The sequence below is a fragment of the Caproiciproducens sp. CPB-2 genome (assembly GCF_036287215.1).
In the GTDB taxonomy this organism is placed as follows: domain Bacteria; phylum Bacillota; class Clostridia; order Oscillospirales; family Acutalibacteraceae; genus Caproiciproducens.
Map to the genome: position 1 here is coordinate 1,482,495 of NZ_CP142860.1, position 18,926 is coordinate 1,501,420.

An 18,926-nucleotide genomic window follows, 5' to 3' on the forward strand; every position below is an offset into this window, starting at 1 on the left:
GGGATTGCTGCCGGTTTATTTTATATTGAATAAATAATACATAATTGGAGTGAATGAATTGAAAAGTCTGAAAAAGCGGATTGTAGCGGGAACGGTTTCGCTGATCTGTGCCGCGGGTGTTATGATCACCCTGCCGCCGGCTGTTTCCGTAGCGGCGGCTGCGACCGCACAAACAACGGATTATTTGAATCTGCGCGAAGGCGCGGGTATGGATAAAAAAGTCATTTTGACGCTCAGCAAAGGAGTCACCGTCACGGTTCTTGACTCGTCCAACGCAACATGGACGAAGGTGCAGACTTCCAGCGGCAAACAGGGGTACTGCAGCAAGCAGTATCTCAGCATCTCCGGCGCTGCTTCCAATTCCGGGGCCTCGTCTTCCGGGACGACCGCAGTTACCACGGCGTCTTTAAATCTGCGCGAAGGCGCGGGCACCTCCAACAAAATTATCGTTACCCTTCCGAAGGGGACTTCCGTCAAGGTGATCGACAGCTCCAACCCCTCCTGGCTGAAGGTGCAGACAGCGGACGGCAAACAGGGGTATTGCAGCAAGGAGTTTTTAAACGTGTCCGCTTCGTCCGGCTCCGGTACGACGACAAATACGGGCTCCGCCAATACCGGTTCCACGGCGTCGGCGGCTTCTGCGCTGACCATGGACTATCTTAACCTGCGTGAGGGCGCGGGTACCAATTATAAGGTCATACTGACCATCAGCAAGGGGACGACCGTAAAGGTGCTGGACAACTCCAACGCCCAGTGGGCAAAGGTGGAGACTTCCAGCGGAAAACAGGGGTACTGCAGCAAGCAGTATCTGAAAATCGGCACTTCCACCGGAATGAATACGAATACCAATACCCCTCCTTCTACGGGAACGGGAACAACCACCACTGTTACGGGGGTAACTACTTCTTCCCTGAATGTGCGCAGCGGTGCGGGAACTACCTACGGGATCATTGTTACGCTGGCGAAAGGCGTCACTGTGACTGTCACGGATAATTCCAATTCCGTCTGGGCAAAAATCAAGACTTCGGACGGGAAGGAAGGCTATTGCAGCAAGCAGTATCTGAATATCAGCACTTCCACCGGGACCAACACGAATACGAATACCAATACCCCGCCTTCCACGGGAACCACCGGCACTTCCACGGCGGTGACGACCGCTTCCCTGAATGTACGCAGCGGCGCGGGGACCGGCTACAGCATCCTTGTTACGCTGGCCAAGGGCGTTACCGTGACGGTAACGGACAATTCCAATGCATCATGGGCGAAAATAAAGACTTCCGATGGAAAGGAAGGCTATTGTAGCAAGGAATTCCTGAATATCTCCACCACACAGACCGGCAACAATAACGGAACGGATACCAATACGGACACCGGAACGGATACCGGTTCCGGGGATAATACAGGCTCCGATTCCCACACTATTACGGGTGCGAGCGTAACGGCCGACATGCTGCGGCTCAGGGAATCGCCCGATACAAGCGCCAAAATTCTCGCAAACCTGCCGAGGGGGACGAGCCTGACGGTGCTGGACACTTCCAATTCGGCCTGGACCAAGGTGCAGACCGCCAGCGGGGTTGCAGGCTACGTCAGCTCGGAGTATATTCAACTTCATTATTCCGACGATGTAACGAATACCACCGCGCTTTCGCTCTCCACCACAGCCCAGAGTATCCCGGTAGGGAAGACGCTGTATATTCAGGCCAGCATTTCCCCGAGCGGAACCTATATCAGCTGGACAAGCAGCAATCCGAATGTCGCCACGGTTTCAAACGGATATGTCTATGCCGTCTCCAACGGCACCGCCGTGATCACTGCCAAATCGGGAACCTATACGGCGGCCTGCAATGTAACGGTAACGGATGCGGAACCGGTAAAGACCGCGTTTGCATCTCCGAATATTGCGAGTACGGGTGCGACGGTAACGCTGACCGCAGTGACCGACACCACGCGCGACGGTGTGCAGTTCGTCATTACGATGCCGGACGGCAGCAAAAGGGCGCTGAACGCCGATTCCTGCACGGATGAGTCCAAACAAAACACCTATACGAAAAAGTGGACGGCTACAACGACCTTCAGCGCGGCCGGGACCTATTCTTTTACCGCTTATTCGTCGCTGAACGGAAGCATGAGTTCTACGGGCTGCACCACCAATGCGTATGTTTCCAACCAGCAGGATTTCGTTACGACTTCCAGTGAGGAGCGCAGGGCCAGTGACCAGATGATTTCCCTGATTGCCAAATGGGAGGGCTACAGCCCGACCGTGTACGCCGACCAGCTGACGTCGAATCAGGTGCCCACGATCGGGTACGGCTGTACTTTCGGGGCGAACGCGATTTTCTACAACAATATGACGGAGACGGAGGCATGGTCGCTTCTCATCAATAAGATCAATAATTCCTCTTACACAACCGAACTGAATAAAATGATTCAGAACAACCGTTTCCTGATGAGCCAGAATCAGGCTGACTGCTTAATCAGCTTTGCCTATAATGTCGGCGCGGGCTACTTCAACAGTAGCGCGGAAATGGATTTCAGAAGGATCATGAAAAACGCGGTGGTCCCGCCGGCGCTCTTCTCCGGGGAAACGCTTGCGGCGACTGTGACGAAGGACACCATCGTCAGGGATCAGCCCAGTATCGGAGGGAATGAGGTCTGCAGCGTGCTGTCGGGTACTTCGCTCAATGTGACCGAATGCAACTTCGCCAACACAAAGGACGGCTGGTATAAGGTACAGCTTTCCAATGGAAGCACCGGCTGGGTCAATTCCGGATACATCAATCTGTCCAACTCCGACTCGCTGACCCATGACCTCAATTATACCAACGCCAACGCGTTCGGCTCCGACCTGATCCGCTGGAATCAGGCGGGCGGCAAATTCTATGCCGGCCTGTTCTACAGAAGGCTCGGCGAAGCGAACGTTTACAATTACGGCGATTATGAAGCGGTGAAGTTCAACCGTTACAATTACACCTATCCCAACGCGGCGGCGGGACTGAGCTAAAAAGCGAACTCCCCCAGTCAGGCTTTGCCTGCCCGGCCCCCCACTGAGGGGGCCTTTTCCTTGCCTCCATCTTAGATGGAGGTGTCGCGCCGGGTGCGACGAAGGGAGTCGGAAACTTGAGAATTTGAAACGGGATGAAATGGATGTCCTTACCTTATAAGCACCACTTGATACAAGTGGCAAGGGACTTGCGCAAAAATGCTACGGAGACAGAAAACAGATTAGGGTATGATCTTCTGCGGATGTATCCGGTCAGATTTCAGCGCCAAAAGGTCATTGATGGTTACATTGCGGATTTCTATTGCCACAAAGCGGGATTAGTGATCGAATTGGATGGGAGACAGCATTATACCGCAGTAGGCATGGAATATGATGAAGTCCGCACCAGTGTTTTAAATGCTTATTCTCTGGAAGTTCTCCGTTTTTCAAACAAGGAAGTACAACAGCAGTTTGAAGGCGTATGTCAGGCGATTGATAGAAAAGTTAAGGAGAGGCTTTGCTGACTCCTTTCGGAGACTCCCCCAGTCAGGCTGCGCCTGCCAGCCCCCTCTCCGAGGGGGCCTTTCCTTTGCCTCCCTCTATGAGGAAGGTGTCGCGCCCGGCGCGACGGAGGAAGTCAGACTGCAACGCGAAAAGCGCCCGCGGACATTGTCCGTGGGCGCTTTGTGAATGAAGCGATATCTGTAGGAATGTGAATTACTGTAAGAGTTTCAGAACGTTCTGAGGCTGTGTATTTGCCTGAGCAAGCATGGACTGAGCGGCCTGAGCAAGAACGTTGTTCTTGGTCATTTCCATCATTTCCTTCGCCATGTCAACGTCACGGATACGGCTCTCAGCGGAAGTCAGGTTCTCACTGGTTACGCCGAGGTTGGTAACGGTGTGCTCAAGTCTGTTCTGCAGTGCACCAAGGTCGGCTCTTGTGCCGGAAACCGTGTTGATCGCATTATCAATAACGTCGATTGCGGCAAGAGCGTCATCCTGCGATTTGACAGAAATGTCGGAAAGAAGCAGACCGGTTGTACTCATATCGCCAACATTTAAAGATACCTGCTGGTCGGAAGAACTGCTTGCACCAATTTGCAGCGTTAACCCTTTACCGCCCAAGGTTCCATTGCCGTCAGTGATAGAAACACCAGTAGAACCGTTATAAGCAGTCACAATATCAGCCGTAGCTACCTTACCGTTGAATCCAAACTTGAAGACGTCAGTGCCGGTCGCGGATTTTACCAAATCATTGATGTCATCCGCGCTGAAAGACTTAGCACCGTCGAGAGTAATGGTCATCGTACCCGATGAAACCGCTACGCCAGACTCACCAGTACCAGACGCAATTTTAATATTAGTAATACCGGTTGCACCAAGCTTTGTTACGTCAAGAGTAAAGCCGTCTGTTTGAATATCGGTAGTATCCACTTTTGCCTGTGTCGCTTTTGCAAGGGTCAGAGTGACACCGGTAACGGTATCAGTGGTAGCAATATCAGCGCTCAAAGTAGCCTTAGCATTCTTCGGTGCGCCCGATCCGATTGCACTGTTCATGAGATCGGTAATATCAGCTGAAGTATAGGCCGTTGCAGCTGTAAGATTAACAGTCAATGTCTTCGTATCCAAATTCCAAGACGCGCCTTCAGTACCCGCTGCAAATACAACTTTTGTACCCGCCTCAAGGCCGGAAACAGTAACATCCTTCCCACTGACTATTTCGTCGGTCGCAGATGCCCCAGCTCCGCTCAGAGAGCCGTCCAGCAGGTTGATCTTGTTGAAGTTGGTGGAAGTGGCGATCCGGTCGATTTCGCTCTTCAGGGACTCGACTTCCTTCTGGATGTTTTCACGGTCCACTTCATTCTGGTAGGTGCCGTTTGAGGACTGGGTCGCCAACTCTTTCATTCTCTGCAGAATGGAAGCGGTCTCGTTCAGCGCGCCTTCAGCGGTCTGTACAAGGGAAATACCATCGTTCGCGTTGTTGGTCGCCTGATCCAGCCCGCGGATTTGGCCGCGCATTTTCTCGGAAATCGCAAGGCCGGCGGCGTCGTCGCCCGCGCGATTGATCTTGTAGCCGGAAGACAGCTTCTCAAGGTTCTTGCTGACGGCGTTATTGTTTACGCCTAATTGTCTGTTCGCGTTTAACGCGGCGATGTTGTGTTGAATACGCATAATTTTTTCCTCCTGAATTTTGTTTAGTACGTGCGGCGAAAAGCCGGTCACGCCTTTTTTGAAAGAACGTCCATGTTCTTTGCCGTGCGGTTGATTCCTGCCCCGACGGGCCCTGTCGCAGCAGAAACAAGATATTGTGTAAGTTTTTTGCTTACAACTGATATTTCGGTATGAATCTGGAAAAGTTTAGGGTATTTTGCAGAATTTCGAAAAATTTTCTAAACTCCTTCCGTCGCGCCGTGCGCGACACCTCCCTCATAGAAGGAGGCAAAGAAAAGGCCCCCTCCCTGAGGGGGCTGGCAGGCGAAGCCTGACTGGGGGAGTTTTCAAACCGGAAAGATGTCCCGTCCCTTCCGGCGCGACGGAGGGAGTGGGAGGAGTTTACTCATTTGGCTTTTTCTGCAAAGCCTTCTTCAGCTGATCAAGGGCCTGCTTTTTAGGCGCCACGCTGGCTTCCTCATTCATGGCGCGGGTCTCCCAAAGCTCTTTGCGGATGATCGGGATTTCCTTTGGCGCGTTGATGCAGATTTTAACGCGGTCGCCGCTGATTTCGGATACAATAATTTCAATGTTGTCTCCAATGATAATGGATTCGGAGACTTTTCGGCTGATGACGAGCATCGAAAGCGCCTCCTATCTTTTATCGCTGAATAACTGATAGCGAATGGGGTAATCTGAATTTTCCAAAATGATCTGTTTCGCCTTTTTGGTGTTGACGTCGATCACGATCGGCGCTTTCAGGTTAATGACGGATTCACTCAAATCCGGTTTGATGACCGCCACTGCCAGAACACAAAGGTTTTCCGCGTCCGTTTCTCCGAAATAATCCAGCTCCGACTGGGGGAAAACGGGGCTGTAGTCATGGACGATCGGGTAGGGGTCCACCACCACGAAGGAGGGGATGTCGCTGTGGGCGGCTTGCAGGCTCCAGATAATCCCGTTCTCCTCTTCATGGTACAGAAGATATTCCTTGATATCCTCAAAGCCTAAAATCCCTTCTTCAAAATAAATGATATTTTGAACGCCGGTTTCCGTGTTCTGTAATTCTGCCTGATTCGTGTCCATAATTTCCTCCTTGTTAGCTGTCAGAAAAAACAGCCTCCCGAAGGGGGCTGTATCGATTTTGCATTATGCGGTCACATTGAGCTTCGGCGGCTGATAGTCGGGACTGGCCGACGGTGGAACGTACTGGGGCTTGCCCAGATATTTGAACTCCACATGAGCGTATTTCTTTACAACAAACTCAACACTTGCGGGGGTAAATTTCAGCTTCGGCCTGTTTTTCGCCAGCCAGTCGTAATTCTGCCTGTCCGTTTCGTATTGGACGGATAGGCTCTGCGCGTCCCAGTCAAAATTGACAGGATAAGAAGGAACTCCGATTGTGCTTTGGATGGTGGGCTGAATATGCTGAAAAGCAAAGGCGCTCAATGTGCTTGTGCTGTTTTGTGTTTCCATCAGCGTTTTCTCTTCCTTTGCAAGATCGGCGGTGCCGCTCATGGACATCAGAATCTGATCTTCGTAGGAAACCTGACCGGTTTGGTTTTTTGCGGCGGCTGATCTTGCTTTGTATTTGTACTCATGCGTATCGAAATACAGTCTGGATGTATACGGGGTTAAATCCGTAAAATCCACAATCCCCTGCTGGGAAAAGGTATCGTCGGATATTTCAAGCTTTGCATTATGAACTTTCATTTCAAAAGAAATGGGAACATGAATGATATCCAAAAGCTGTTCCATATTAACTCACCTCGCCTGCTGCGTGATTCCTAATCCATAAAGTCCAAAAATGTCGGCTGAAGAATCTGTGCGCCAACCTTTAAAGCAGCCGTGTAAGCGTACTGCTGGTAGCTTTGGTCCATAACGGCATCCTCAAAATTCACATATTCGGTGTTGTCGATTTTTTCAAGGACTTTATCGCCGATAGACGTCAGGTTCGTCAGAGTGGTCGAAAGAAAATTGGATTTTGAGCCAACTTCCGATATTTTATCGGTCAGGACGTCGGCTTGATCGCTGAAATTGTCCAGAAGGGGCTTTATTTCATCATACGAGTAGGTAAAACCAGTGGCATTCTCACCGCCGTCAAGCTTGTCGGCAATCTGCCCAAGAAGGGTGTAAAGATTGTTGGAAACACCACTTCCCGTACCGTCCGATGTACCATAGCCAATAAACGAGATACCGGGCAAAGCGGAGTTGTAAACGCTTTGGCTGTTGATTGTCGTGCTTCCGCTTTCCGTGCTGAGTCCCAGTCCGATGTTGACGAAGGTCTGTTCACTGGCCAGCTTTTTCAGGCCTTCCGACCCGATTGTATCCGTCGCCGTGGCCGTCTGGCTCGTGTCCACCGGGCGGTTCAGATCCCCCGAAATCGCCGCTTTTGACAAGTCGAAAGACGATAAGTCCGGAGAGTCTTTCAGCGCTGCCAGCACATCGCTGTTCTTCGCTCCGGCCGGTAAAGTAACGGTCAGTGTTTTCAAAGAGGTATCTACTGAAACGGAAGAGGAGGCTCCGGTATTAACCTGAAATGTATAGTCCTTGAACTGCGAATCGCCCAGCGTGATCTGTGCGCCGTTATAGCTCAAAGTGGGGCCTGCTTCAATTTTGCCCGTGTTGACATCGATCCCGCGGTACAACAGATTCCCGCTTGCGCCGACGGAAAAAGGCGGGTCGTTGGTATTGGCGCCGCCGAAAAGGTATCCTTCGCCGAACTGGGTGTTCAGTTGCGTCAAAATGGTTTGCTGATACCCGCGGAGTGTTTTCGCAATCGCACTCCGGCCGGTATCGGAAGTGGTGTCGCTGATGGCCTGTATGCATTCGCCCGATCCCGCCTCCGACAGGACCTTGCTGATGCTCTGAAGGGTGGAGTCCGCGGTTGTAAGCTTATCCGCCGCGTCGCTCAGCTCGTTCTGATAGCTTTGATTTTTCAGGTATTCGCGCCGGAGCGCAAATGCCTTGGAAGCCGAAAACGGGTCTTCCGACGCTTTGTTGAACTTCCGCAGCGTTGTTTCCCGCAGGCTTGCTTCGTTCAGCGCGTTTAAGGAATTATTGAGGTTTTTATTGTATTGCTTCATGACCATGCCCATAGTGATTCTCATACTGCCGTCCTCCTTTTAAACCATGGGGATTATCTTCCTACTATCCCCATTTTATTGATGATCGTATCCAGCGCCTCGTCCAGAGTAGTCATAAACCGGGAAGAAGCGGTGAGGGACTGGTTGTACATAATCAGGTTGATGCCTTCCTCGTTGACGTCGACAGAGGATATGGAGGCTCTCTGCGTGTCGATTTCCGTAAGGGTTGAATTATAAGTGGTGTTCTGCCGGTTGACGTCGCTTTTTTGCAGGGCGAGCACGGAAACCGATAAGTCCGATATAAACGAGTCGATGGAGGTAGTGAACAGGGTCGTGCCGTCCGTGTTGTTGGCATTTGTCGTGTAAGTTTTGTCTTTGCCAAGTTGGTTGATCATATAAAGCACGTTATCGCCATTGCTGGAAGTATCCACATCGCCCGTCTGCTTGGTGGCGGTGATATAAGAGCTGGTCGCGGTGTTCCAAGCGGTGGAAATACTGATGTTCCCGGCGGTGATGCCGGTGGTCGACGTGCCGTCCGTGGTGGTGAACAGCGGCTTGTTGTAAACTCCGCTTTCATTTGTACTGTTGGCCTGATTCATTGTGTCCGCAAAATCGACGGCGAGCTTGTCCAGCATCTTCTCATAATAGCCGAGGCCGCGTTCCCCGGTGACAGGGTCGAATTCCCCGCTTTCGTTCAGCATGGAAAGATATCCGCCGAACGCTCCTTCCGTCAGGTCCGTGTTGCCCATAACGACGGGATCGCCGGTGACACTGTCGAAAAGGGGCGTTCCGTCGGAATCCACTGCCTGAACAGGGGTGTCGGAAGCGACATCCTTCAGCGCCATGGTGACATAGCCCGTGCCGCTGTTCGTTGTCATGCTGAACTCGCTGTAATCCCCGTTTGCCACCAGGCTGAATTTCTGATCGCCGGACACAAGGTCGATGTGCAGTTCCGAAACCGAACGGTCGGAACCGACCCCCACCGTTTTTGTGGAAACCTCGATATTGGCGTACTTTGACAGCTCATCGATCATGGTATTGCGCTGATCGGTCAGTTCCAGCGCGGAGGTGCCGGAAATTTCCGAGCTTTTAATTTCCTGATTCAGGTGCGCTATATTTTTTAAAAGATTATTTACTTTTGTAATCGCGTCGTCCTGGAGAGACTTTGTCTGCTCTTTTCGGATTTTCGACAGCTGCTGGGACGCGCTGTTGAAAGCCTTGGTCAGAAGCATGGCGGAGTTTTTGACGATGTTTTCGCTGGAATAGGTGGGGGAAGACGCGAGTGTATTCAGCTGTGTGATCAGGTCCGAAAACTGTGCGCTGAGTCCGTCCTTGGAGGATTCGTCAAAAATATCCTCAAGGTCGCTCAGGGTATCCAGCTGGACGTCGGTTTTGCCCACATAGGCATGTTCCGCGCGGTAGCGGATATCCAGATAGGGGTCCCTGATCTGACTGGTCCCGCTGCAGTACACGCCGTTGCCGATGGCAAGGTTGCCGCCCGTATAACGCATGTTGTTGCCGGTCGGGCCGAGAGAATAGGAGTCCACCCGCTGCCTTGTGTAGCCTGTGGTATTTACATTGGTCATATTCTGACCGGTTATCTGCAGATTGGCCCGGGCTGCCTGAATTCCGCTTTTGGCAACGTAGAACCCGGAAAAAGTTGACGACATGGGAATACCTCCTTAAACCTTTTTGGACAGAATGCTGGGGGGAGTGGATCCCTCTTCCGCTTTTGAGGAGTATATCCGTTGCAGTTCGGGATTGTTTTTCAGTTTACTGACGTCTTTTTCGATTCTGTGCAGCTTTAGCTCGGTGAGCTGATTGCAGCGAAGGTTGATCTCCTTCAGGTCCAGCGTCACCTGTGAGAGTTCGTCAAAAATGCTTTTGGCCTGCGGCTGCAGGGAAGGCTCGAACATCGGGATCAGCTGCCGGAAGGTCGCTTTTGGACTGCCGGTCTGTGCGACCAGCTTGTCGCGCTCCAATTCAAGCCCTCTGGCCTTGAGCATGAACGCCTCTTCTTTTCTGACATGCCCGTCCAGGGTGGTGACGTTGTTGTTTGCTAAATCGTTATATTTTTCAGATTCAATCTCCAGAAAGCTTTTATAAAAATTCAGGTAATCGCGAAGGAATTTCAGCAGCTTTTCAGTAAGCTCTTTCTCGATCATTCTCTCTGTTCACCCGCCCTTTGATTTTTTGCATTTGTTTTGTATATTCATTCGTTATTGTCCGTCAAAAGAATTTTCGCGATTTCCACAGGGTTTACGGCATATTGCCTGACATTCAGCTGTTCCTTGATTCTGCTGACGGCTTCCTCGTCTTTATCCTTATTTATTTCCGCAACAATCTTATCTTTGGTTTCCGAAATAAACTGACTGTTATTTGAAAGGCGCGCAGCGCCTTGCGAGATTTCAATTTTATCCATCTTGGAAGCATTTACCGCCTTATTCAGATTGCCGGAAAACGCCGGCCCGGCCGCTGTGCCGTCGGTGTCAACCCGGCCCGGCTGTTTGGCGGGATATTGGCTGGTTATATAATTGAAATTATGGTCAGCACTATTAACAATCATCAATACTCACCTCTGCAGAAATTATCGGCATGTTTCATTAAATGTTTAGAAAAAAATGCTTAATTTCTAAATACTTTTTTACTATATCAATGATTGTATGATTATGAAATAAAAAATACAATCGAAATATTTCGAATTAAGAGAATTTTAAACGAATTTCAGTTGACTTTTGTCATTATTTGCATATATAATTAGGTAAAATATATGATATAAAACAATTATTATTGTTTATAAGCTTGGTCACGAATTTATATCTTTGAAATTATTTATCGAGTTATTCAGAGGAATTCGTGACCGCGCTTTAATGAATGAAAGAAGGGATTGCTTTGGATTGGTTCAACAGTGTTTCTGCTGCGCTATTAAACAAGGACTTGGACGGCCTGTGGGTCAGGCAGCGGGAAATCTCCGACAACGTATCCAATATTGAAACGCCGGGGTATAAGAGTAAGTCCGTCAGCTTTGAGGACCAGCTGAAAAAGCTGATGGCCGAGGGCGGGGAAAACAGCGGCGATCTGATCAGCCGGATTGAAAGTACAACTCCGCAGACCAGCGTGTCGGATGACGAATCCTTACGGCTGGACGGAAATAACGTGGACGCGGAAAAAGAGAATATAGAGCTTGCGAGGACACAAATCAACTATAATTATTCCCTGCGCGAGCTTTCGGACTATTTTTCACGTCTGAGATACGCCATTACGGACGGGAAAGCCTGAGGGGCTTCCCTAAAATGAAATAGTAGGAGGAATTCGTGTGGCCTTTTTAAATTCGCTGGATATCAGCGGTTCTGCCCTTACTGCGAGCAGGCTTCGCATGGATGTTATTTCTGAGAATATCGCAAACGCCTCCACCACCAAAACGGAAAACGGGGGACCCTACCGCAGAAAAATCGTCGTTTATGAACCGGCGGAACAAAATTCGTTCCGGCACATTCTTGACAGGAAAATGAGTGAAAATGAATCGGAGCAGACGCCGAAAGGGGTCAAGGTTTCAAAAATTGCGGAAGATCCCAGCGAGTTTACCCCCGTTTATGACCCCACCAACCCGGACGCGAACGAACAGGGCTATGTGATGATGCCGAACGTGGACCCGATCAAGGAAACGCTGGACATGATGTCGGTCACCAGAGCATACGATGCAAATCTAACCGCCTTTAACGCCGTAAAAGGAATGGCGGTAAAGGCTTTGGAATTAGGGAGGTAACGTAAGTTGCAGATAACGCCGATCGAAAAAATTAGCTCCATCATTGACCCTGAAAGCTCTGGAAAAGTATCTTCTTCCGGAAATACCGCGGGAGTTCCGTTTCAGGACCTTTTTCAGGACGCTGTCCAGAATGTAAAAACGACCAACGCCGACCTTGACCGGGAGCTTTACAAGCTGACCACCGGCCAGTCCGACAATTTGCATGATATCGCTATTGCATCTACAAAAGCAACCCTTTCCGTGCAGATGCTGGTTCAGCTCCGCAACAAGGCCCTTGATGCGTATAATGAAGTCATGAGGATCAGTGTTTAGGCCAAAGTATACTGGAAGGGTGATTGCGGGTTAAACAATGAATATACAAATTAAAAAATATATTGACCCAATCAAAACTTTTTGGGCAAATTTGACAAAGAAGAAAAAAATAATCATCATAAGCGTTCTGGGCGGAATTGTCCTGCTTTCTGTAATCGCGGGGATTCTGCTGAACAGGCAGCCCTATGTAGTGCTTTATCCCGGGATGGATCACACAGAGGCCGTTGAGGTTATGAACGAGCTCAAGGACCGGGATATCAGTTATAAAGAGGACAACGGTACCATCATGGTTCCTAAGGACAAAGAAAATGCCCTGAGGATGGAACTGGCCAATGAGGGGTATCCGAAAACGGCCCCGAACTATGATTTCTTTACCAATAATGTCGATATCATGTCCACTGATTTTGAAAAGAAAACCATAGAAAAATACCAGCTGAACCAAAGGCTGGAGGCCGTTATCAAAACGCTGGACTGCATCAAGAACGCGAATGTGACCATCAGCATTCCCGACAGCAGCGGCTATGCGTGGGATGAAAATTCCGAGACACCGACCGCTTCCGTCACGGTAACGCTGGCGACGGGAAAGACGCTGGAATCGTCCCAGGTCAACGGAATCAAGCAATTGGTTGCGAAAAGCGTGCCGAATTTAAAAACGGACGACGTTGCGGTCATCGATACGGCCACCGGCAATGAGTTGAATGTTTCCGACACGGACGGAGGGAACCAGGTCAACATTTCACAGTTTAAGCTTGAAATCGAAAAGGAATATGAAAACGATATTGAGAAAAGCGTTCTAAAGGTCCTGACGCCGCTTTTTGGCCAGAACAATGTAAAAGTGACCGCCAAAAGCGTAATGGATGTGGATAAAAAAGTACAGGAGATCATCACTTATAATCCGTCACAGGACAATAAGGGTGTTATCAGCGAATCCCAAACGCAGAAGGAGCAGGAAACGGGCGGCCAGAAAACAACCGGGGGAGCCGCCGGGACCGAATCCAATACGGAAACCACGACCTATCCGGGCGTGACCGTGAACGGCGATACGATTTACACGAAAGACAGCGAAAGCTACAAATATCTTGTGAGCCAGGTGAAACAGCAGATTCAGGGAGATGCCGCAAGCGTTGCGGACATGACGATTTCCGTTGCCGTCAATAAGGAAATGATGGACGACACCCAGAAGCAGGAGATTGCAAAGCTTGCCGCCTACGCCGCCGCCATACAGCCGGATAAGGTGGCTGTATACAACGCCGTCTTCCCGGGCGGGGATCAGCAGACCGGCGGCCCGTCGCCGACGGCCCTCCCGTTAAACCAGATTCTGATTATCGGCGGTGTCGCGCTGCTCACCCTGTTGATCGTTATCCTTGTTGCGGCGATGGTTGCGCGCGGACGCAAGAAGAAAAAGATGCTTGAACTGGCCCAACTGGAAGAGGACGAAAATCAGGAGGATGCTTCTCTGAAAGACCGTCTGGAAGAGGAGAAAGAGCAGCAGCCGGAGGAAGAAGCGATTGAGCTGCAGGCGATTGAAGACGCACGTGCTGAAAAAGCGTCCAAGGAACAGGCTCTTACAAAAGAAATTCAGGACTTCTCCTCACAGAATCCTGAAATTGCCGCTCAACTGATCCGATCCTGGCTGAGAGGAGACGATGGCAATGGCTAATCAACAAATGAGCGGCCAGCAGAGAGCCGCCGCTGTCATTATCTCGTTGGGAGCGGAAAATGCTTCCAAGGTCTATAAATATCTGAAAGAAGACGAAGTGGAACAGCTGACTTATGAAATAGCGAGAATGTCCCATATGTCTTCCGAAGAAATTGAAAATGTCCTCGGAGATTTCTATCAGGTTTGCCTGACTCAGAAAGTCATTACGGAAGGCGGCATGGAATACGCAAAAAATGTTCTGGAAAAGGCGTATGGCGCCCAGACGGCGTCGTCTCTTCTGGAACGCGTCACCAAGTCGCTGAGAACCAAGGCCTTTGAGTTTATCCGGAAAACAGACTACAAAAATTTGATGGCAATGATTCAGAGCGAGCATCCGCAGACCATCGCCCTGATTCTTTCCTATGCCAGAGCGGATCAGGCGGCTATGGTGATTGCGGAGCTTCCGAAGGACAAGCGGCTTGACGTCGTGGAGCGGATTGCCACCATGGACCGCACTTCCCCTGAAATTATCAGGATTGTGGAAAATAACCTTGAAAATAAATTCTCCTCGCTGATGTCTCTGGACTTCATGGAATTCGGCGGCGTCAATTATATTGCCGACATTATGAACAATATGGACCGCGCCAACGAGAAGTATATCTTTGATGAACTGACGCGTAAGGACGCACAGCTCTGCGATGAAATCAAAAAGAGAATGTTTGTCTTCGAAGATATCACCGTCCTGGACGATATGTCCATTCAGCGTTTTCTGCGCGAAGTGGATTCCAAGGATCTGGTATTCGCGCTCAAGGGAGCCAATCAGGAGGTCTCCGACGTCATCTTCAAAAATATGTCGAACCGTACAACCGAAACCATCAAATCCGATCTGGAATTCACGCACAACGTCCGGCTCAGGGATGTCGAAGAAGCACAGCAGCGTATTGTCGGTGTTATCCGGCGTCTTGAAAGCGAAGGCGAGTTAGTCATCAGCAAGGGCGGAAAGGATGAGGTTATTGCCTAACGTTATCAAAGCTTCCCAGTATGTCACGGTTAAAAACGGGACTGCTTTCCCGGCGAACAACGGAAGCGTTCCGAAAGCGCCTGATCCGCCTCTGGAAGAGGATCAGCATAGAAAGATTGTAAACGAAGCCTTTCAGAAAGCTCAGCAGATTATAGAAGCCGCCCAGAATTACACCGTGAACAAGGTGCGGGAATCCACCCAGCAGATGAACCAGGAAGCCGCTCAGGTTCTGGTGCAAAGCAGGGAGGAAGGCTACGGCAGGGGCTTTGCGGAAGGAAAAAAAGAAGGACGGGAGCTCGGGTACCGGGACGGTTATGAGGAAGGCCGGCAGGCCGGTCTGCAGAAGGCCGAAGAAGAGAATCGGGCGGCGGCCGAAGAGCTTTCCGGAATGCTGGATACCGTGGAAACCAGGAAGGCTGAAATCCTGCAAAGATATGAGGCCGATCTTAAAAAGCTGGCCGTCTCGATTGCGGAAAAAGTCATCCGGCGGGAACTGAGCATGAATGAAAAAGCGATGCAATCCATCATTACCAGCGCTGTGGATGCCTACCGCAATCAGGAATGGGTCAGAATCTTCGTCTCCAAAAACACGAAAACGCTGCTTCAGAAGGTGGACAAGTCCATTGTTGAGGCGCTCAGCGATGTCTCCGACAGCATTAAAATTGAAGTCTCTCCCGATATGGACGACGGCGACTGTATTATAGAAATGCCCGACCGGATGGTCGATGCCGGCGTAAATACGCAGATGGAAAAAATCAAACAGGCACTCCAGGTATAACAGTCAATTTTTGAAGATGGAGCGAAAAATGTTGAATTTTCAGGATTCCTACGATGTTTTGGAAAAATTGAATCCGCTCTGTTATATCGGCAAGGTGAAAAATATCGTCGGTATGATGATAGAGACCACCGGCCTGAGGGCCAATGTCGGCGATATCTGCGTCATCCGCAATTCCAACGACGAAAAAACAGTCATGGCTGAAGTCATCGGGTTTAAAAACAGCAATATCCTGCTGATGGCTTACGGCGATATCAAGGGCATCGGCCCCGGCAGCCTGGTGCGTTCCACCGGCAGCAAGCTCCGCGTTCCGGTGGGGGATTTCCTGGTGGGCAGGACCATCGACGCCGCGGGCAGGCCCATTGACGGACTGGGCGAATTTGATATCCGGCAGTATTACGATGTCGATTCCACTTATACCAATCCTCTGGAAAGGCCCAGGATCAGCGAACAGCTGACTTTCGGCATCAAGGCGATAGACGGGATGCTGACGATCGGCAAGGGGCAGAGAATGGGGATTTTCGCCGGCAGCGGCGTTGGCAAGAGTACTCTCATGGGAATGATTGCGAAAAATGTCAAAGCGGATATCAACGTAATCGCTCTTGTCGGGGAAAGAGGCAGGGAAGTTACCGAGTTTATTGAAAAGGACCTGGGCAAGGAAGGGCTGGCGCGCTCCGTTCTGGTGGTCGCCACCTCCGACCAGCCGGCCATGTACCGCGTGAAATGCGCTACGGTCGCCACCGCGGTCGCCGAGTATTTCAGGGATCAGGGCAAGGACGTCCTGCTGATGATGGATTCCCTGACCAGATTTGCAATGGCACAGAGGGAAATCGGCCTGGCGGCCGGGGAACCTCCGGTTGCCAGAGGATATACGCCTTCCATCTATGCCGAGCTTCCCAAGCTTCTGGAGCGAAGCGGAAACTTCAGGGAAGGTTCCATTACCGGCATTTATACGGTGCTGGTGGAGGGAGACGATACCAACGAGCCGATTTCCGACACCGTCCGGGGTATCATCGACGGTCACATCGTTCTGACCCGTTCCCTTGCCCATAAAAACCACTATCCCGCGATCGATGTGAACGGGAGCATTTCCAGACTGATGAACGATATTGTGTCGGAGGAACATAAGCAGGCCGCCGCGAAGGTCCGGAACCTTCTGTCCGTCTATTACCAGAATTACGATTTGATTTCGATCGGCGCGTATAAGCCGGGGATGAATCCAAGGCTGGACGAGGCAGTAAAGAAAATAGACGCGATCAATGCTTTTTTGTGTCAGAGAACCGATGAGAGCTTTTCGTTTGAAGAAACCCTGAACAGGATGAAAGAGTTGTAAGATGAAAAAGTTTGCATTTTCGCTTGAAAAAGTACTCGGCTTTAAACAGCAGACGCTCGATGTCAAAAAGAACGAGCTTGCATTGCTGCAGATGAAGCTGACCGAACTGGAAAAAGAAATTTATGCGCTGAACGATCAGTTCACAGCTACCAACCGCAGAATGCTCGAGGAGCTGCAAAATGGGCTGAGTGCCGGCGATATGCTTATTTATAAAACGTATTTCAATACCCTGAATCAGAAAATTTTACATTTAATCGATCAGAAAAAACAGCTTTTAGATATTATCGCACAGAAAAAAGCCGACATTGTAGCCGTCAACAGCGAGATTTCGGGGCTGGAAAAGCTTCGCGACAAACAGCTGGCGGAGTATCTCAAGCAGATTCAGAAAAGCGAGGAGCTCGCAATGGATGAATATGTCGGGCAGGCGCGCGGCGCCGTTTAAATGCTTATAAATATTTTTATTTATAAAATATTCTGATAAGGAGGTGATAAAAACGATACAGCAAGTCACACGTTCCACCGTACCGCAAAATTCCAAAGCATCCCAGACAAAGAATCCCACGAACGCCTTTGATACTTTCATGCAGCTGGCGACCCTTGGCAGGGAGCTGAAAAGTACGGCCCAGACGGGCGCTGAACCCGAAGAAAAGGAAACAAAAGGCGGCAAAGCTGTTTCCGAGGGAAATTTACCGGTTTTCAATGCAGCGGATGTTTCTCTTTTGAGCCAGCTGCTGCCATCCGGACAGTTCCCATCCGTTGTACCGGAGCCGTTACAGGTTTTACCGCAGGCAATGACTGCGGACCAGGTTCTGAGTGCGGATACCGTCCAGCAGCTGCCGGCCGGTTCCGGATTCCTTCAGCAAATCCAGCCGCAGGCAGAAACCGCGACCCCGCTTTTGACGGCGGATACCCTCCCGCAGACGGCAGTGAATATCCCGGTGTCCGGCAATGCGTCTCAGCAGATGACGGCAGATGCGGCCTCGTCCGTAAGCGCAGCCGACGCACAGGTGACTTCCCGCCAAAGTGCGGAAACACAGTCCGTTCAGGCTCCTATTGCCGCCGGTACCGATGCTCCTGTACAGATGGCTCCGCTGACGAATCATCAGCCGGGTGTCAATCCCTCTCAGCAGGTTTCGGATGCGGCAACCGCCGTTTCCGTCCAGTCTCCAGCACAGCCGCAGGAAAAGAGTTTACCGGCGCAGCAGACACTTTCAGAGGTGCAGGCAAAACCCGGTACGGAGAAAACGCTCTCTGCTTCTGCTCCAACGCTTGAAATTCGGCCGAAGAATGTTTCTCCTGCTGATGACAGGGATGCTGCTCCGGCAGACGGTCAAAGCCAGAGCACGGCGCAGTTTTCGGACATTTACCGGACGGGCAATGTGGTGATCAAAATTTCCGACGCTCCGTCGGATGCCGCCAGGACGACCTGCAAGCAGGTTGCCGACCAGATCCTTGTCAACTATAAGGCGGGCAAACCGGAGTTTCAGATGGACCTCTATCCCCGGGATCTGGGGAAAGTGTCAGTGAAGCTGGCAATGCAAAGCGGTGTGCTGACTGTTTCCATTCAGGCGTCGAATCCCAAGACCCAGAGCATGCTGATGGAAAACAGCTCCGACATCCGTACCCTTCTGCAGACAACCGTTACCCAGCCGGTGCAGATTTCAGAACCCGCCCAGGAAAAGGCATGGTACCAGCAGGATCAGCAGGGCCGGCAGGATCAGGCGCAGCAGCAACAGGAAGAACAGCAGCACAATCAGCAGCTCCACCGGGTCGGTTTACGGGACGACGATACCAGCACCGGCGATTTTCTTTCCGTTATGCAGCTGCTGAAGCAGCAGGCCTATTCGCTGTAAAATTCAAGGA

Annotated in this window: 19 protein-coding genes; 11 read left to right on the plus strand and 8 right to left on the minus strand. The window is 50.7% G+C overall.

All coding sequences use genetic code 11. The annotated features are described in order from the left end of the window. Positions 1-58: 58 nt before the first annotated feature. On the plus strand, positions 59-3,001 hold the full coding sequence (locus VXK30_RS07320; RefSeq protein ID WP_275714154.1) for an SH3 domain-containing protein: 2,943 nt from the start codon (positions 59-61) through the stop codon (positions 2,999-3,001). Between the two features lie 143 nt (positions 3,002-3,144). Then, on the plus strand, positions 3,145-3,504 hold the full coding sequence (locus tag VXK30_RS07325) for an endonuclease domain-containing protein (RefSeq protein WP_275714156.1): 360 nt from the start codon (positions 3,145-3,147) through the stop codon (positions 3,502-3,504). A gap of 193 nt (positions 3,505-3,697) precedes the next feature. On the opposite strand, the gene VXK30_RS07330 is transcribed toward VXK30_RS07325, so the two are convergent. The 8 genes from VXK30_RS07330 to VXK30_RS07365 all read right to left on the minus strand — a co-directional run bounded on the left by VXK30_RS07330 (position 3,698) and on the right by VXK30_RS07365 (position 10,786). Beyond that, positions 3,698-5,152: a flagellin N-terminal helical domain-containing protein gene (locus tag VXK30_RS07330; RefSeq protein ID WP_275714158.1), complete on the minus strand. Its 1,455-nt coding sequence runs from the start codon at positions 5,150-5,152 to the stop codon at positions 3,698-3,700. A 381-nt stretch (positions 5,153-5,533) separates the two neighbouring features. Further along, positions 5,534-5,773 carry a carbon storage regulator CsrA gene (gene csrA / locus VXK30_RS07335; protein WP_275714160.1) on the minus strand — a complete coding sequence of 80 codons (240 nt, stop codon included), beginning with the start codon at positions 5,771-5,773 and terminating at the stop codon, positions 5,534-5,536. 12 nt (positions 5,774-5,785) lie between these two features. After that, positions 5,786-6,217: a flagellar assembly protein FliW gene (gene fliW / locus VXK30_RS07340; protein WP_275714162.1), complete on the minus strand. Its 432-nt coding sequence runs from the start codon at positions 6,215-6,217 to the stop codon at positions 5,786-5,788. Positions 6,218-6,280: 63 nt separating this feature from the next. Beyond that, positions 6,281-6,889 carry a DUF6470 family protein gene (locus VXK30_RS07345; RefSeq protein ID WP_275714164.1) on the minus strand — a complete coding sequence of 203 codons (609 nt, stop codon included), beginning with the start codon at positions 6,887-6,889 and terminating at the stop codon, positions 6,281-6,283. A 29-nt stretch (positions 6,890-6,918) separates the two neighbouring features. Continuing rightward, on the minus strand, positions 6,919-8,241 hold the full coding sequence (gene flgL, locus VXK30_RS07350) for a flagellar hook-associated protein FlgL (protein ID WP_275714166.1): 1,323 nt from the start codon (positions 8,239-8,241) through the stop codon (positions 6,919-6,921). Between the two features lie 29 nt (positions 8,242-8,270). Beyond that, complete coding sequence (flgK, locus tag VXK30_RS07355) at positions 8,271-9,887, minus strand: flagellar hook-associated protein FlgK (protein ID WP_275714168.1); 1,617 nt, start codon at positions 9,885-9,887, stop codon at positions 8,271-8,273. A gap of 12 nt (positions 9,888-9,899) precedes the next feature. Next, entirely contained in the window at positions 9,900-10,382 is a 483-nt protein-coding gene (flgN, locus tag VXK30_RS07360) for a flagellar export chaperone FlgN (RefSeq protein WP_275714170.1), read from the minus strand. 47 nt (positions 10,383-10,429) lie between these two features. Next, positions 10,430-10,786, minus strand: a complete 357-nt coding sequence (locus VXK30_RS07365; protein WP_329494445.1) for a flagellar biosynthesis anti-sigma factor FlgM — start codon at positions 10,784-10,786, stop codon at positions 10,430-10,432. Between the two features lie 323 nt (positions 10,787-11,109). On the opposite strand from VXK30_RS07365, the gene flgB reads away from it, so the two are divergent. From flgB to VXK30_RS07410, 9 genes are read left to right on the plus strand one after another with little or no spacing between them, the layout of a single operon-like run. Further along, positions 11,110-11,496, plus strand: a complete 387-nt coding sequence (flgB, locus tag VXK30_RS07370; protein WP_275714174.1) for a flagellar basal body rod protein FlgB — start codon at positions 11,110-11,112, stop codon at positions 11,494-11,496. A 37-nt stretch (positions 11,497-11,533) separates the two neighbouring features. Beyond that, positions 11,534-11,983 carry a flagellar basal body rod protein FlgC gene (gene flgC, locus VXK30_RS07375; protein ID WP_275714176.1) on the plus strand — a complete coding sequence of 150 codons (450 nt, stop codon included), beginning with the start codon at positions 11,534-11,536 and terminating at the stop codon, positions 11,981-11,983. 6 nt (positions 11,984-11,989) lie between these two features. Further along, positions 11,990-12,295: a flagellar hook-basal body complex protein FliE gene (gene fliE / locus VXK30_RS07380; protein WP_275714178.1), complete on the plus strand. Its 306-nt coding sequence runs from the start codon at positions 11,990-11,992 to the stop codon at positions 12,293-12,295. Positions 12,296-12,332: 37 nt separating this feature from the next. Then, positions 12,333-13,955, plus strand: coding sequence for a flagellar basal-body MS-ring/collar protein FliF (gene fliF, locus VXK30_RS07385; protein ID WP_275714180.1), 1,623 nt, complete (start codon positions 12,333-12,335; stop codon positions 13,953-13,955). Beyond that, positions 13,948-14,955: a flagellar motor switch protein FliG gene (gene fliG / locus VXK30_RS07390; protein WP_275714182.1), complete on the plus strand. Its 1,008-nt coding sequence runs from the start codon at positions 13,948-13,950 to the stop codon at positions 14,953-14,955. The genes fliF and fliG overlap by 8 nt, the downstream gene beginning before the upstream one ends. After that, positions 14,948-15,733 carry a FliH/SctL family protein gene (locus VXK30_RS07395; protein WP_275714184.1) on the plus strand — a complete coding sequence of 262 codons (786 nt, stop codon included), beginning with the start codon at positions 14,948-14,950 and terminating at the stop codon, positions 15,731-15,733. The genes fliG and VXK30_RS07395 overlap by 8 nt, the downstream gene beginning before the upstream one ends. Before the next feature lie 28 nt (positions 15,734-15,761). After that, positions 15,762-17,063: a flagellar protein export ATPase FliI gene (gene fliI, locus VXK30_RS07400; protein WP_275714186.1), complete on the plus strand. Its 1,302-nt coding sequence runs from the start codon at positions 15,762-15,764 to the stop codon at positions 17,061-17,063. 1 nt (position 17,064) lies between these two features. After that, positions 17,065-17,505 (plus strand): flagellar export protein FliJ, encoded by a 441-nt coding sequence (gene fliJ / locus VXK30_RS07405; protein ID WP_275714188.1) that lies wholly within the window; start codon positions 17,065-17,067, stop codon positions 17,503-17,505. 43 nt (positions 17,506-17,548) lie between these two features. After that, positions 17,549-18,916, plus strand: a complete 1,368-nt coding sequence (locus VXK30_RS07410; RefSeq protein WP_275714190.1) for a flagellar hook-length control protein FliK — start codon at positions 17,549-17,551, stop codon at positions 18,914-18,916. Positions 18,917-18,926 lie beyond the last annotated feature (10 nt).